Genomic DNA, 14,283 nt, shown 5'->3' on the forward strand with positions numbered 1-14,283 from the left:
AAAACACTTGAAGACCGTCAAATACCGAGCGTCAATATTAAGTTCGGCAAATGGATAATCAGCGCGGAAGACTGATACCGAATGTATTGATGCCGTGTTCGCTGTTCACGAACACTGAGCCGCCGTGCATCAGGGCGATGGCTTTGACAATGGCAAGTCCCAGACCGTGGTTGGCGCCACTGTTGCTGCGTGATGCATCGACCCGGTAGAAGCGCTCGAACAGCCGGAGAAGATGTTCTTCCGGGATCTGTGCGCCCGGATTGGCCACGCCGATGCTGACGTGATCTTCCTGCGTCTGAATGCTTACTTGAATGCGTTCACCGGCTTCGGTGTGCTGAACGGCATTGTGCAGCAGGTTAATCAGGGCCCGGCGCAGGTGAGCCTTCTCAATGGGTACGTTGGCGTCACCTTCGACCTGTACCTGAACCTGTGCATCTTCGAGAATGAAGTCCAGATAATCCAGCGTGGTGGCAACTTCCTCGGCCAGCGATGCGCACGTCAGTTCCTGAACCCTGGTGCCCTGATCGGCGCTGGCCAGGAACAGCATGTCGTTGATGATCGAACGCAAGCGTTCCAGCTCTTCCAGGTTCGATTGCAGCACTTCAAAATAATGCTCGGCCGAGCGGCCTCGGGTCAGGGCGACCTGAGTCTGGCCGATCAGGTTGGTCAGCGGCGAACGCAGTTCATGGGCGACATCGGCGTTGAACGACTCCAGCCGGGAATACGCCTGCTCGACGCGTTCGAGGGTTGAGTTGAACGACGCCACGAACTGCTCGAGCTCCGGCGGTAATGGCGACAATTGCAGGCGGCCTGACAGTCTCGGCGGTGCAAGTTTCTGCGCTTCAAGAGACAGCGTCGCCAAGGGGCGCAAGCCAATGCGCGCAACCCAGTAGCCCAGGGCCGACGCCAGCAGAATACCCAGTGCGGCGAAGCTGACCAGCGCGATCAGCAATGAGTGTTGCGCATGCCAGAACGTCTCGGTGTCGATGGAAGTGAGAAAACGCAGGGCAGGACGCTGATCCTTGGGGGCGAATTCGCTGACCAGCACTTTGAATGCGAACGGATGATCGTCCAGCCTGAGATCGCGCATGCCCAATGGTCCGCGAGCAAACTGGCGGATAGCTGCACCGGGCTCGCCGAATTCGAAGCGCGGATCATCGCTGACCACCCAGAAACGCAGGCGTTTGTCTTCTTCACTCAGCAGCGTGAGCTTGGCTTTGATTTTGGTCCAGTGTTCCTCGGTCCCATAGCGATTGACCGCAGACTCCAGCACGCTGTAGCGCGCATCCACTTCGGCGCGGGGCAGCAGGTCTAGGCTCCTGTCGACCTGCAGGTACAGCGCCCAGCCGATGAGCAGAAAGACGCCCAGCGCGACAAGCGCGAAAAGACCGCCCAACCGCAGGGCAATCGAGTCAATCCGCACTGCGGTTCTCCAGCACGTAGCCCATGCCGCGGATGGTGTGCAGCAACTTCTGTTCATGCGGACCGTCGAGCTTGGCGCGCAGGCGTTTGATCGCGACCTCGACGACGTTGGTGTCGCTGTCGAAATTGATGTCCCAGACCATCTCGGCAATGGCGGTCTTGGACAGGATGTCCCCTTGGCGTCGGGCCAGCACGCTCAGCAGGGAAAACTCCTTGGCGGTCAGGTCCAGCCGCATTCCGGCACGGGTGGCTTTGCGACTGATCAGGTCGATCCACAGGTCGGCAATGCTGATCTGTACCGGTTCATGGCCGCCGCTGCGACGGGTAAGCGCTTGCAGACGTGCCACCAGTTCGAGGAACGAGAACGGTTTGCCCAGATAGTCGTCGGCACCTTCGCGCAGCCCGCGAATGCGATCATCGACCTGCTCGCGGGCAGTGAGCATGATCACCGGCGTCTGTTTTCGAGCCCGCAGCGCCCGCAACACACCGAAGCCATCGAGCCCCGGTAGCATGACGTCGAGCACGATGATGGCGTAATCGTTTTCCAGCCCCAGGTGCAGCCCTTCGATGCCATCGCGGGCCACATCCACGGCGTAGCCTTGCTCGGTCAGGCCACGACGCAGGTAATCTGCGGTTTTTTCTTCGTCTTCGATGATCAGCACACGCATGAAGCGACTCTCACTCGTGAATGGCCAGTGCGGGCGCAGGCGCGGGGTGACGCCGGTGGAACAGCCGCTCCAGTTGCAGGTAAATGACCGGGGTGGTGAACAGCGTCAGCAACTGGCTCACCAGCAGACCGCCGACCACGGCGATACCCAAGGGTTGGCGCAGTTCTGCACCGACGCCGAAGCCCAGCATCAACGGCAGCGCGCCGAGCAGTGCCGCCAGGGTGGTCATGATGATGGGCCGAAAGCGTGTCATGCAGGCCTCGTAGATCGCTTCCTGTGGCGTCAGACCTTGCTCGCGTTGCGCCTGCAGGGCGAAATCCACCAGCAGAATGCCGTTCTTCTTGACGATACCGATCAGCAGCACCACGCCGATCAGCGCCATGATCGAGAAATCCTGCCCCATCATCCACAGCAACAACAGTGCGCCGATGCCCGCCGACGGCAGCGTCGAAATGATGGTCAGCGGATGCACGAAGCTCTCGTATAGCACGCCCAGAATGATGTACACCGCCACCAGTGCCGCGAGGATCAGCCAGGGCTGGTTGGCCAGCGAACTCTGGAACGCCTGCGCCGCTCCCTGGAAACTGCCAATGATCGACGCCGGCATGCCGATCTCGGCCTTGGCCTCGTCCAGCATGCGCACTGCATCGCCGAGTGCGACCCCGGAGGCGAGGTTGAAAGACAGGTTGGCGGCCGGGAACATGCCGTCGTGACTGATGGACAAGGGCCCCATCTGCGGCGCACCGACCTTGGCCAGTGCCGACAACGGCACCATTTCGTTGGTCAGCGGCGAGCGCAGGTAGAAATACGCCAGACTTTCGGCCTTGCCACGTTGCCGGGCATCGAGTTCAAGGATGACTTTGTACTGGTTGACCTCGGTCTGGTATTCGCTGATCTGCCGCTGGCCGAACGCGTCATACAACGCCTGATCCACGTCTGCCGTGGTCAGCCCGAAACGTGCCGCCGCACTGCGATCAATCTCGATGTGCGTCACGCTGCCGCCCAGTTGCAGGTCGTTGGACAGGTCGCGGAAGGCAGGGTTTTCTCGCAGCTTTTCGGTCAGGCGCTGGGTCCAGGTGTTGAGCAGTGGCCCGTCGTTGCTCTTCAGCACGTACTGATATTGACTGCGGCTGGGGCCGGAGCTGAGGTTGATGTCCTGCCCGGCGCGCAGGTACAGGACGATGCCCGGCACCTTGGCCAGTTTGGGCCGCAGCCGGTCGATGAATTCGCTGACCGAAACATCGCGCTCGGAACGGGGCTTGAGCGAAATCCAGAAGCGGCCGTTGGCGATGGTCTGGTTGCTGCCTGAGACGCCGACGGAATGGGAGAACGCCAGGACCGCAGGATCAGCCCCGACAATCTTCGCCAGTGCGAGGTGTTTTTCCACCATGTCCGGGTAGGAAATGTCGGCAGCCGCCTCAGTGGTGCCCAATGCGAAAGCCGTGTCCTGCACCGGAAAGAATCCTTTGGGAATGACGATGTAGCCGATCACGGCCAGGGCCAGTGTCAGGCCGAACACGCCCAGCATGATCCGCTGGTGCGCCAGTGCCTTGCGCAGGCCTCGCTCGTAAGTGGCCAGCAAGCGCTCGCTAAAGCCGGGGCTGGACTGTTTGGCGTGCGACGGGGCGCGCATGAACAACGCGGCCAGCGTCGGGGCCAGGGTCAGCGAAACCACCACCGAAATCAGGATCGTCGCCGTGGCGGTCAGGGCGAACTCCTTGAACAGTCGCCCGACCACGCCGCCCATGAACAGCAGCGGAATGAACGCGGCAATCAGCGAGAAGCTGATCGAGACCACCGTAAAGCCGATTTCACCGGAGCCTTTGATCGCGGCTTCACGCATGCCTTGCCCGGCTTCCAGATGCCGGTGAATGTTCTCCACCACCACAATGGCGTCGTCCACGACAAAGCCTACGGAAACCACAATGGCGACCAGCGTCAGGTTGTTCAGGCTGAAGCCCAACAGGTACATCATCGCGAAGCTGGCAATCAGCGACACCCCCAGCACCGCGCTGACGATCAATGTCGCCGAAAGCTGGCGAAGAAACAGCGCCATTACCGCGACCACCAGCAGCACGGCAATCAGCAGGGTCAGCTCCACTTCATGCAGCGAGGCGCGGATGGTGCGGGTCCGGTCGTTGAGCACCGACACATCGACAGCGGCGGGAAGCATTTCCTGCAGGCGCGGCAGTTCGCGTTGAATGCGGTCTACCGTGTCGACAATGTTGGCGCCCGGCTGGCGGAAGATGGCGATGTTGACACCTTGCTGATCACCGGACCACGCTTTCACATAAGCGTTTTCAGAACCGTTGACCACACGGGCCACATCACTCAGGTGAACCGGTGCGCCGTCCTTGTACGACACGATCAGTTGCGCGTAGTCCTGCGGCTTGAACAACTGGTCGTTGGAAGACAGGGTCGAAATGCTGTCCTTGCCATACAGCGCGCCCTTGGCCAGATTCAGGCTGGTTTGCTGCACGGCCTGGCGAATGTCGGCCAGGGTCAGGCCCAGCGCGGCGAGTTTCTCGGGTGCGGCCTGCACGCGGATTGCCGGCCGCTGCTGACCCGTGATGAACACCTGACCGACCCCTTCGACCTGGCTGAGCTGTCGCGCCAGGATGGTTTCGGTCACGTCGCTCAGTTCGGTGCCCGGCATCAGGCTGGAGCTGACGCTCAGGATCAGCACCGGGCTGTCAGCCGGGTTGACCTTGCGCCAGGTCGGCAGGCTGGGCATGTCGGCGGGCAGGCGTCCAGCGGCGGTGTTGATCGCCGCCTGCACTTCCTGGGCTGCGGTGTCGATGCTCTTGTTGAGGGTGAATTGCAGCGTCAGGTTGGTGGAACCCAGAGCGCTGCTGGACGTCATTTGCGTCATGCCCGGAATCGCACTGAATTGCACTTCAAGGGGCGTGGCGACCGACGAGGCCATGGTTTCGGGGCTGGCGCCGGGAAGTTGTGCGCTGACCTGGATGGTGGGAAATTCCGCTTCCGGCAATGGCGCGACCGGCAGGCGTGGAAAGGCGATGACGCCCAACAGCACCAGCGCAAAGGTCAGCAGCAACGTGGCAACCGGATGGTCGATACACCATGCCGACACCGAGCCCCGGCCTTTCATTGGGCGCGCTCCACTTGTGCCGTGCGGTCTTGCTCGGCCGCGCCGTTCACCACTTCGATGGCGGTGCCGGGCTTGAGTCGGGACTGACCGTCACTGACCAGTGTGTCTCCCGCCTGCGGGCCGCTGATCAGGGTCTGTTCGCTGTCCTGATAAAGCACCTTCACGGGCACAACTTCGACTTTTTTATCCGGCCTTACCCGGTAGACGAAATGCTGGTCCATGCCGCGCTGGACCACTTGCGGGCTGACCGTGAGCGAGTCGCGCTCAATACCGGTCTGGATCTTCACCGTCACCAGCTGCCCCGGCCACAGCCGCTCGCCGGGGTTGTTGAACTGCGCCTTGGCGCGGATCGTCCCGGTAGTAGCCGACACCTGGTTGTCGATCAGCGACAGCGTGCCTTCGCCCAACAGCAGGCCGTTGGCTGCGCTATCACCCTGATAAGCCTTGACCACCGCGCCCGTACGGTCGGCGATCAGCCCTTGAAGGGTGGGCAGCATCTGTTGCGGCAGTGAGAATTCCACGGAAATCGGGTCGATCTGTGTCACGGAAAACAGTCCGGCCGCATCCGTCACGCGCATGAAGTTGCCTTCGTCGACATTGCGAATGCCCACCCGGCCGCTCACTGGCGAGCGAATCTGCGTGTGGGAAAGCTGAACCTGCGCGGCATTGATACTTGCTTCGTTACCCTGCGCCGTGGCGCTCAACTGTCTGACCAGCGCCTGCTGCTGGTCGTAGGTCTGCTTCGAGATGCCGTTGTCTTCAGTGAGCTGGCGATAGCGCTTGAGGTCGAGCTGGGCGACGTCCAGTTGGGCCTTGCTCTGCGCCAGTTGCGCACGAGCCTGCTCCAGTGATGCGCGGATCGACCGGTCATCCAGCGTTGCCAGCAACTCTCCGGTCTTGACCTGCTGACCTTCCTTGACCAGCACTCTGGTCAGGATGCCGTCCACTTGTGGGCGAATCACAACGCTTTGCAGCGACAGTACCGAGCCGATGCCAGTCACGAAACGCGGCACGTCCTCGACCTGAACGGTCACGACCTTGACCGGCACCGGCGCAGGGGCGCCTTTGTGGGTTTTGGCGGGGCGCAGCAGGCTCCAGCCGACAACCGCAATGAGTGCGGCGAGGATGACGACGGCTGTGACGGTCAGTGTCTGTTTACGCATGCGAAGAAGGCGCCGGAGGAGTCAAAGTGAAGGCCGCGAGTTTCAAGTGTTACTTATAACCTGCAAACACGGTCAGCAAAATGACTTTCAGCTGTCAGGAATGTCAGGAAACACCGATCAAGAAATCCCGCTCCGGGACGATACAACGACAGAGGGGATGACGTGTTGGATGATGAGTGGGTCCTCAGATAAATCCTACATTTTCCTGAGTTAACTTCTGGCCGCCGATTCTTCCTCGACTTAACTATCATCAGGTATGTATTCATGAGGTGTGGCATGAGCAGCAAGGCATCCGCCGTTAAAAAAGTTCTGCAAACCCTGTCCACGCCTTCAGGAAGGGCGGCGACCGTATTTATTCCGTTGTTGTTGACGTCCAGTCTTTCACTGGCGCGCGACGGCACGCTGAGTTTTCTCGGAAGTGTCGTCAATTCGAGTTGTGAAGTGTCGGCATTCGCGCCGGATTCAACAAATAATGCGCTGCGCTCGCTGACAGTTTCACCGGGTATTACGCTACAGATCCGTGCCGTGAAAGATGCCTGCGCCGATGACACTGCTTCCTTTGTGGCCGATTACCAGGAACTGACACCCTTGCCTGTTTCATCGTCGGACGGACGCACAACGGCGACGGCACGTGCCGGCCTGGTAACGCTGACATATCAATAAAAGTCCCTGCCGTTTATCCAATTATCCATCGCCTCTGAGGGGCGTCGGGTTATTGTCTGACAATGCAGTTTCTGTGCACTTTCCTGTTGGATTTCTTGAATACGTCAGCGGCAGTCATTTGGTTGATGTATGCACTCGGGTATTGTCTGTAACGCGCTGAAACCGGGGCCTGTCTGGTTATTCTGGTTATTCCTACAGATGCATCCTGCGTGCCGTGTGGTCGTGTCCGCTCATTCAAAGTAATTACCCTGACAGCGGTCAAAAAGTTCGAGACCTATAGTGCTTGCCGTCCCAATGTGGGCACACACGAAATAACACAAGGAAGGTAGTTAGCATGAAAAAGCTTTCTCTGACACTGGCAGTCATGGGTGCTATAAGTTTGGGTCTGGCGGGCACCGCCAATGCGGCAAACAACGGCAAACTGATCTTCAACGGCACACTCACCAATATCTCTTGCGATGTGGCGCCGGGGACCGGCGTCAGCGCCGGTAATAATCCGGGTGAGATCAATGTCGATCTGGGCAACGTTTCGTTTTCCGATATCGGCCTGTCCAGCGAAGCCAAATATGAAACTGCCACACCTATTCAGTTGCTGGTCAACTGCAGTGCCGGTGCCGATCAGTACAACATGGTGAAGATGCGGTTCACCGCACGCAACGGCAGTGGGCTGGACAATAACGATTCGAAACTGTTGCGCACGACCGGCGCGGCGGACGGTGTCGGTATCGGTCTTCTTAATGCCTCCAGTGTGCTGATGGACTTGAGTGGCAGCGAAACCATCGACACGTCGCTGGTCAAGGATGGTGCCGGTGGAGCAACGGCTGAAATCAACTTTGGCGCTGTCTACGTGCTTAACGGTACACCGACCAATCCTGGTAACGCCGATGGCTTCATGCCGTTCGTAATGGATTACGAGTAACGGCCTGACAGGGCGGGCTTCGCTCGCCCTGTTTCATGCTCATCAGAGGCGGGTGCCAAGTATGCTTCTCGACTTTTTTCGTTACATCGTGCTGCTTGCGATGGGGCTGGCCGTGTCTTCGGTTCAGGCCGGCATTGTGCTGAATACGACACGTGTCATTTATCAAGGAGGCGACAGGGAGGCGAGCCTCGGGGTGCAGAACAGCGGCGGCGGAGAGATCCTTCTGCAGTCCTGGCTCGAGACACCGGGCACGGCAGGTACACAAGCTGCGCCGGATCTGCCCTTCATTGTTACGCCGGCTCTGGCACGCATGGCCGGTGGCAGCAAGCAGTTGCTGCGCATCATCCATTCGGGTGCCGGTCTGCCGACCGATCGTGAGTCGGTGCTATGGCTCAATGTTCAGGAAATACCCCAGACCGCTGCAGAAAACACGCTGCAAATCGCGATACGGCAACGCATCAAGGTCTTTTTTCGGCCTTCGGGGCTGGACGGCGACCCCTTGCAGGCACCCGAAAAACTGCGCTGGCGCTGGGCCGGCGGCGATGTGCTGTCCATTGAAAACCCGGGGCCCTATCACGTGTCGATGTTGCGGGTTTCGGTTCGTCAGCGCGGCACCGAGGTGGCCAGCCTTGACCGCCAGATGCTTGCGCCGCATCAGAGCCTCAGCCTGCCATTGCGTGGCAAGAGCGCTGCGGTACCACTGGATCTGAGCTTCATCAGCATTAACGATTTCGGCGGACAGGTCCCTTATCAGGCCCGACTCGACGACGGCGGAGTCGGTTACGCAAGCAAGGCTGCGGCGCGCTAGCCGGGCCCGTCCTGTCGCGATGCGTCTGCGCGAAGGATTGTGCGGCGTGCGATATATCCGAAGTAGAGTGAAGATCGCTATGGAATGGCACAAAAAAGACACGGGCGTTGCTGCAAAGTCTGTTCGCCTTTATCCCGGACATTGCCCGAGGCCTCGTGCGACGTGGGCATCCGGCCGCTATCGGGTCTGTATCAGTCTGGTGCTGACCTGCTCTTCCACCGCCTTCGCGGCCAGCCCGGACGGCCCGGACGGCCCGGGTATCATGAGCCCGGTGACGTTCAACACAGCGTTCATTCAGGGCAGCGAGCAACCGCCGGACCTGAAAGAGTTCCTGCGCGCCAACAGCGTTCTGCCCGGCATTTACCGCGTGGACATCTACGTGAACCGGACACTGAGCGGACGGCGTGATGTGGCGTTTTCGAAAAACCGGCGTTCCGGCCGGATCGAGCCCTGCCTGACGCTTGAGATGTTGCAGGGTTTCGGGCTCGATCCGGCCCGTTTGCCTGCCACGGGCGAGCCGGACGAGGCGTGTTTCGATCTGCCTGCAGGGGTCGAGTTTGCACGAGTCGATTACCATCCCGACGCCTTGCGCCTGAACATCAGCGTTCCTCAGGCGGTCATGGCGCGCAGTGCCCGAGGCTACGTTTCACCACAGTTGTGGGACGAGGGCGAACCGGCGGCCTTCGTCAATTACAACGTCAATGCCGTCAGACGGCGCAATCAGAATCTCGATACCGACCAGTACTATGTCGGGCTGCGCAACGGTGTGAACCTGGGGGCCTGGCGGCTGCGCAATGAGTCCTCACTGCTCTATGGCGCTGATCGTTCATGGCGCTATCGGGGCAATCGCACGTTCGCTCAGCGAGACATCACTGCCCTGAAAAGCCAGTTGACGGTGGGTGAGGCGTTCAGCGATTCGCAGGTGTTCGACAGCGTTCGCTTCAGGGGCGCGTCGATTGCTTCGGATGACGGCATGCTGCCCGACAGTGAGCGCAATTACGCGCCAGTCATCCGCGGGACTGCCGAGACCAATGCAACGGTCGAGGTTCGCCAGAACGGATTTCTGCTGTACAGCAGTAACGTTTCGCCCGGGCCTTTCGAAATCACAGATATTTACCCCAGCGGCTCCAACGGCGATCTTGATGTCACGATCATCGAAGCCGATGGTCGCCGACGTTCCTTCACCCAGGCATATGCGTCGTTGCCGATCATGGTCCCGGCGGGTGCGTTGCGCTTCAGTCTGGCTGCCGGGCAGGTCGACAACGAAGGTCAGAGTTCCCCGGCCTTTGCCAGCGCCGCGCTGATCTACGGTCTGTCAGAACGGGTGACCGGCTTCGGCGGACTGCAACTGGCCGAGGACTATCAGGCCGCAAACATCGGAACGGGGGTGAACACCGGAGTCGGCGCGGTCTCTCTGGATGTCACCCATTCGGTCAGTCAACAGAAGCGCCAGACGCTTGCCGGCCAGAGCCTGCGGGTGCGCTACGCCAATACGCTGGACGTGACGGACACCACCCTGGCAGTCGCCGGATATCGCTATTCCACCGAGGCCTACCGGACGCTCAATCAGCACGTCAGCGACATGGACGACTCACTGAACGGTCTTCCTGGCGGTCAGCCCAAGGACCGGCTGGAGCTCAATGTTACTCAGGTGCTGCCTGCGCAAAACGCTTCCCTGAGCCTGACTGCTTCCGAACAGCGCTATTGGAACCTGCCCGGCAAGACCCGCCAGCTTTATCTGTCATACAACGCGGCCTGGCGCAGCCTCAATTACAGCCTGTCCGTCGAGCGTAATCAGGACCTCGGCCGTTCAGGCGATGTCACCCCGGACACCCGCATCGCTTTCAGCGTGACCCTGCCGCTTGGCGCCAGTCCAGGGTCATCACGTCTGTCGTTCAATGGCGTGCGCGGCAGTGCTGGCGACTACAGCGTGCAGGCTGGCCTCAATGGTCAGGTACTGGATGATCGCGACACGTTTTATTCCGTGCAGACCGGTCGCGACAGCAGTTCCGGGAGCTACGGTGCGGGCAAGGTCAATACCACCCTGCCTTACGGCCGGTTTGAGGCCGGTTACAGCCAGGGCCAGGACTATGACGCGTTGACGCTGGCCGCCACCGGTTCTGTCGTGGCTCATGCCGGCGGTATCAATCTGGGTCAGCCATTGGGCGAAACCTTTGCGCTGGTGCATGTGCCGGATGTCGGCGGGGCCAGGCTCAAGTCATTCAACAACGTCGCCACAGCCGCCAACGGTTATGCGGTGATGCCCTACGCGCAGCCCTATCGTACCAACTGGGTCAGTCTGGACACCCGGCAACTGGGTGCCGACATCGATCTGGAAAGCGCGATCACCCAGATCGTGCCTCGACGCGGGGCCATGCCGCTGGTGCGCTTCAAGGCTGCGGTGGGTCGCCGCGTGCAGTTCGAACTGGTGCGCGCCGATGGCAGCAAGGTTCCGCTGGGGGCCAGTGTCGAAGACGAGCAGGGCAGGGCGCTGGCCGTGGTAGATCCGAGCAGTCAGGCGCTGGTGTTGAGCGAACAGGACAGCGGCCGTTTGCAAGTGCGCTGGTCGGATCAGCGTTGCGAAGCACCTTTTGAGCTGCCGCCCAGAGACCCGGCTCGGGCCTACGAACGGCTCAAGGTGATCTGCCAATGAGGCGCGGCTACCGACTCATGCTTCTGGCGCTGCTGTCACTGACCAGTGTTTGCGTGCAGGGCGCACTGTCGATGACAGGGACGCGGCTGATCTTCGATGGCCGGTATCGGGAGGTCAGCCTGGAGGTGCGCAATTCCGGACAGGACGAGGTACTTGTTCAGGCCTGGCTCAGTGATCCACTCGATGATGAAATGTCGGCATCGCCCCGGATTCTGCCCTTTGTGGTGACGCCACCCCTTTCGCGTATCAGTGCGGGTGGCAGGCAGGCATTGCGGGTGTTGTATCAGGGGGCAGGAATGCCTGAGAACCGGGAATCCCTGCTGCACCTGTCGGTGCTTGAAATTCCCCGACGCGAGCCCGGCAACCGGCAACTCACGATTGCCGTCCGTCAACGCATCAATGTGTTTTACCGACCTGACGGGTTGCCGGGCGATCCGGCCGAGTCCGCCGAGCGGCTGGACTGGACGCTGACGGATAACGGTTCGGGCATGACGCAGTTGCAGGTCAGCAATCCGACGGCCTACCACGCCTCCCTTGAGTCCCTGAACCTGAACGGTGTTCAGGTCAGCGACCACCTGTTGCTGGCCCCGGGTGCACGAATCCAATTACCTGTCTCCGCGCACGTTCTTCAACGATCCGGACTTCACCGTCTCGCGTTCAAGGCGCTGACCGACTACGGCGGCCAGCGCGCCTACTGCACGAATCTGAACGGGCAGGCATCGTCCAGCGCCCGTCTTCTGGAAAACCTCACGCCTCAGGAAGCCTGCTGATATGAAACCTCTCTTTGTGCGCCGCCGGTTTCAAACCGCTGCATTGTTATTGCTGCTGAGCCCTGCGCCCGCGTTTGCCCTGGTCTGCAAGACGCAAGGTGCGGGCGAAACCTTCGTTCATGGCCAGTTGAGCAGTACGGTGGCGATTCCTGCGACGGTCCCGAATGGCGAAGTGGTCTGGCGCTCCGAGCCCATGAACATTCAGGTCGAGTGTGCCAAGGACGGCCAGCAGGCACTTCAGGAAGAAATCGCCCTCTACCTGAATCCCGACAACATTGTGATTGGCCAAGGCATTCGTGCAGGCCTGACCCACAAGGGTATCGACTATGTCCAAGGCAGTGGCCGGATCACCACCGGGCATTACCTGCCCGCGTGCCATGAGGGCGATGCGAACATCGATAAATGCCCCAGGGTTCGTTTCAATCTGCCGTTTTCGGTGTTCATTCAGAAGTTCGGCGCAACCCCGCCATCTGGCGTCGCAAGCGATCTGCTTGATTATCGCTTCTTCCAGCTCGACAGCGCTGCCGGTCTGCAACCGTTGCCGGGGCGCAGCCTCAGTTATGTGATCGACAGCCTGACCGGTCTGCGCTTCGTGGCCTGCGATGCCGATCTGCAGGTGATTCCGCAGACCGTGGAGTTCGGCGCGCTGCCCATCAAGAACGTCGCAGTCGGCAAGGTCTTCGCCACTCAGCCGTTTTCACTGCTGACCCAACGCACCTGCGACTCACCCTTCAGCATCAATGCCCGTTTTCGTCCGGTGAGCGGCATTGTTTCAGACAGTGGGGATATGTTGATACCCGCCGGCAACCCCTCGTTAGGCATCCGCATCAGCGGTGCCTTGGGCGGCAAGGCGCTGCGTTACAACGAACCTTTCCACATGGCCGAATTGCTGGACGATACCCATGCGGCCAAGGCGGACTTCAACGCCGAACTGGTCTGGAACAGCACCAGGCCGCAGGTCGGGCCTTTCGATGCGCAAATCATGGTGGATCTTTTCTATCGGTGAGGGCGACAGGAGGCTCGGGCGGGCGTTCGACGTTTGCTGTATGCTGCGCGACCGCGGGCATGTGCCCGGCCATTTCGACTCTCTGGTGACACCATGACCACTCCTGAACAAGCGCCTGTTCAAGAAGCCGCAATCGACTCCGTAGACGCTGCCGACAAGAAGGCTGCGATTGCCCCGTTCAGCTTTCCGTTCAAGCCGTCGGAGTTTGCACAGGCCAAAAAAGACAAGGATCAGGCCTGGTATCAGAAGTCGAACAAGTCCGGGCACCACAAGACACCAGGTGCCGCTCCGTCCGGCACCCGTCGTTCCATGGGCAAGCGCTGAGTCAGGCTGCCTGCAGCGGGATGAACAGGTAAGAGACCGGTTCCCTGAGCGTCACTTCGGCACCTGCCGCCTGCAGCGTGTCGATGACCGTCTGGCCTGCGACATGAAACTCCCAGCCTGCGTTGTCCGGCGATTCACCTGGGTGGCTGGCAACCTGCTCAATGGCTGCCGCGAAGGCGACCATGTCCGGCAGGTAAGCCACGAACCCGTTGCCCTTGAGCGCAGTGGTGCGAATTCCCAGCTTCTGGCAGATCACCTGCTTGGCCTCGATTTCGTCGCGGTCTGCCTGGCGTGACTGTTCGATCAGCGCCATCAGTTGCATGTCCACCAGCGTGTTGCCAACGATCAGATCGGGGCCCTGTTCCCAGGCCTCCGGCGGACAACCCTTGGTTTCAGGGCGCAGCGGGATATGCGGATTGATTTCCATCGGATAGATCCGGCACACCAGCGGCCGACGCTCGTAGATGCCGCAGAGGTTCTGTTCGTCAAGATTCCGGCAGCGGCCGACGTTATAGGCGGCGAAGGTGATGGCGACATACGCAGTGGTCAGGCCGCTGTTCACTTCGGTGGAGCGTCGTGTGGCGTGCGTCAGTTGTGCTTCGGGAACGCCATAACCGTTACCGAGAAAGGCTTCGGTCAGCACGATCACCGTACCGCCGTCCGCCGCCCACTGCGCGGCCTCGGTGAGTGTCAGCGGTACGTGATGATCGGTGCAGCAGCCGCCGCAACCTGTGCAGGAAAACTGGGTGTTCATTGGGTCGGTAACCTGTCCATG

12 protein-coding genes are annotated in these 14,283 nt (G+C 60.5%); 7 read left to right on the forward strand and 5 right to left on the reverse strand.

Going from position 1 to position 14,283, the window contains the following annotated elements; all coding sequences use genetic code 11:
• Positions 1-58: 58 nt before the first annotated feature.
• Genes JTJ32_RS00165 through JTJ32_RS00180 form a run of 4 tightly spaced genes read right to left on the reverse strand, consistent with a single transcriptional unit; the run spans position 59 to position 6,365 of the window.
• Positions 59-1,423, reverse strand: a complete 1,365-nt coding sequence (locus JTJ32_RS00165) for a heavy metal sensor histidine kinase (protein ID WP_210040312.1) — start codon at positions 1,421-1,423, stop codon at positions 59-61.
• Positions 1,413-2,090, reverse strand: coding sequence for a heavy metal response regulator transcription factor (locus JTJ32_RS00170; RefSeq protein WP_210040314.1), 678 nt, complete (start codon positions 2,088-2,090; stop codon positions 1,413-1,415). The genes JTJ32_RS00165 and JTJ32_RS00170 overlap by 11 nt, the downstream gene beginning before the upstream one ends.
• Before the next feature lie 10 nt (positions 2,091-2,100).
• The gene (locus JTJ32_RS00175; RefSeq protein WP_210040316.1) at positions 2,101-5,202 is read right to left on the reverse strand and encodes a multidrug efflux RND transporter permease subunit; all 3,102 of its coding nucleotides are present in this window, start codon (positions 5,200-5,202) and stop codon (positions 2,101-2,103) included.
• Positions 5,199-6,365: an efflux RND transporter periplasmic adaptor subunit gene (locus JTJ32_RS00180; RefSeq protein WP_210040319.1), complete on the reverse strand. Its 1,167-nt coding sequence runs from the start codon at positions 6,363-6,365 to the stop codon at positions 5,199-5,201. Before JTJ32_RS00180 ends, JTJ32_RS00175 begins: the two co-directional genes overlap by 4 nt.
• A 276-nt stretch (positions 6,366-6,641) precedes the next feature.
• Between JTJ32_RS00180 and JTJ32_RS00185 the strand changes: the two genes are divergently transcribed.
• The 7 genes from JTJ32_RS00185 (at position 6,642) to JTJ32_RS00215 (ending at position 13,508) form a co-directional block, all read left to right on the forward strand.
• On the forward strand, positions 6,642-7,028 hold the full coding sequence (locus JTJ32_RS00185) for a hypothetical protein (protein ID WP_210040321.1): 387 nt from the start codon (positions 6,642-6,644) through the stop codon (positions 7,026-7,028).
• A gap of 334 nt (positions 7,029-7,362) precedes the next feature.
• Entirely contained in the window at positions 7,363-7,947 is a 585-nt protein-coding gene (locus JTJ32_RS00190; protein WP_184318724.1) for a fimbrial protein, read from the forward strand.
• Positions 7,948-8,008: 61 nt separating this feature from the next.
• Positions 8,009-8,755 carry a fimbrial biogenesis chaperone gene (locus JTJ32_RS00195; RefSeq protein ID WP_210040323.1) on the forward strand — a complete coding sequence of 249 codons (747 nt, stop codon included), beginning with the start codon at positions 8,009-8,011 and terminating at the stop codon, positions 8,753-8,755.
• Between the two features lie 79 nt (positions 8,756-8,834).
• Positions 8,835-11,408, forward strand: a complete 2,574-nt coding sequence (locus tag JTJ32_RS00200) for a fimbria/pilus outer membrane usher protein (RefSeq protein WP_210040325.1) — start codon at positions 8,835-8,837, stop codon at positions 11,406-11,408.
• Positions 11,405-12,178: a fimbrial biogenesis chaperone gene (locus JTJ32_RS00205; protein ID WP_210040327.1), complete on the forward strand. Its 774-nt coding sequence runs from the start codon at positions 11,405-11,407 to the stop codon at positions 12,176-12,178. The genes JTJ32_RS00200 and JTJ32_RS00205 overlap by 4 nt, the downstream gene beginning before the upstream one ends.
• A 1-nt stretch (position 12,179) precedes the next feature.
• A complete protein-coding gene (locus JTJ32_RS00210; protein WP_210040329.1) occupies positions 12,180-13,184 on the forward strand; it encodes a fimbrial protein in 1,005 nt (334 codons plus the stop codon).
• Between the two features lie 93 nt (positions 13,185-13,277).
• Positions 13,278-13,508: a hypothetical protein gene (locus JTJ32_RS00215; RefSeq protein WP_184318733.1), complete on the forward strand. Its 231-nt coding sequence runs from the start codon at positions 13,278-13,280 to the stop codon at positions 13,506-13,508.
• A 1-nt stretch (position 13,509) separates the two neighbouring features.
• Here the strand turns inward: JTJ32_RS00215 and JTJ32_RS00220 are convergent, their stop codons facing one another.
• Positions 13,510-14,262, reverse strand: a complete 753-nt coding sequence (locus tag JTJ32_RS00220; RefSeq protein WP_210040330.1) for a YkgJ family cysteine cluster protein — start codon at positions 14,260-14,262, stop codon at positions 13,510-13,512.
• Between the last annotated feature and the right edge of the window lie 21 nt (positions 14,263-14,283).

The sequence above is a fragment of the Pseudomonas alliivorans genome (genome assembly GCF_017826695.1).
GTDB lineage: Bacteria > Pseudomonadota > Gammaproteobacteria > Pseudomonadales > Pseudomonadaceae > Aquipseudomonas > Aquipseudomonas alliivorans.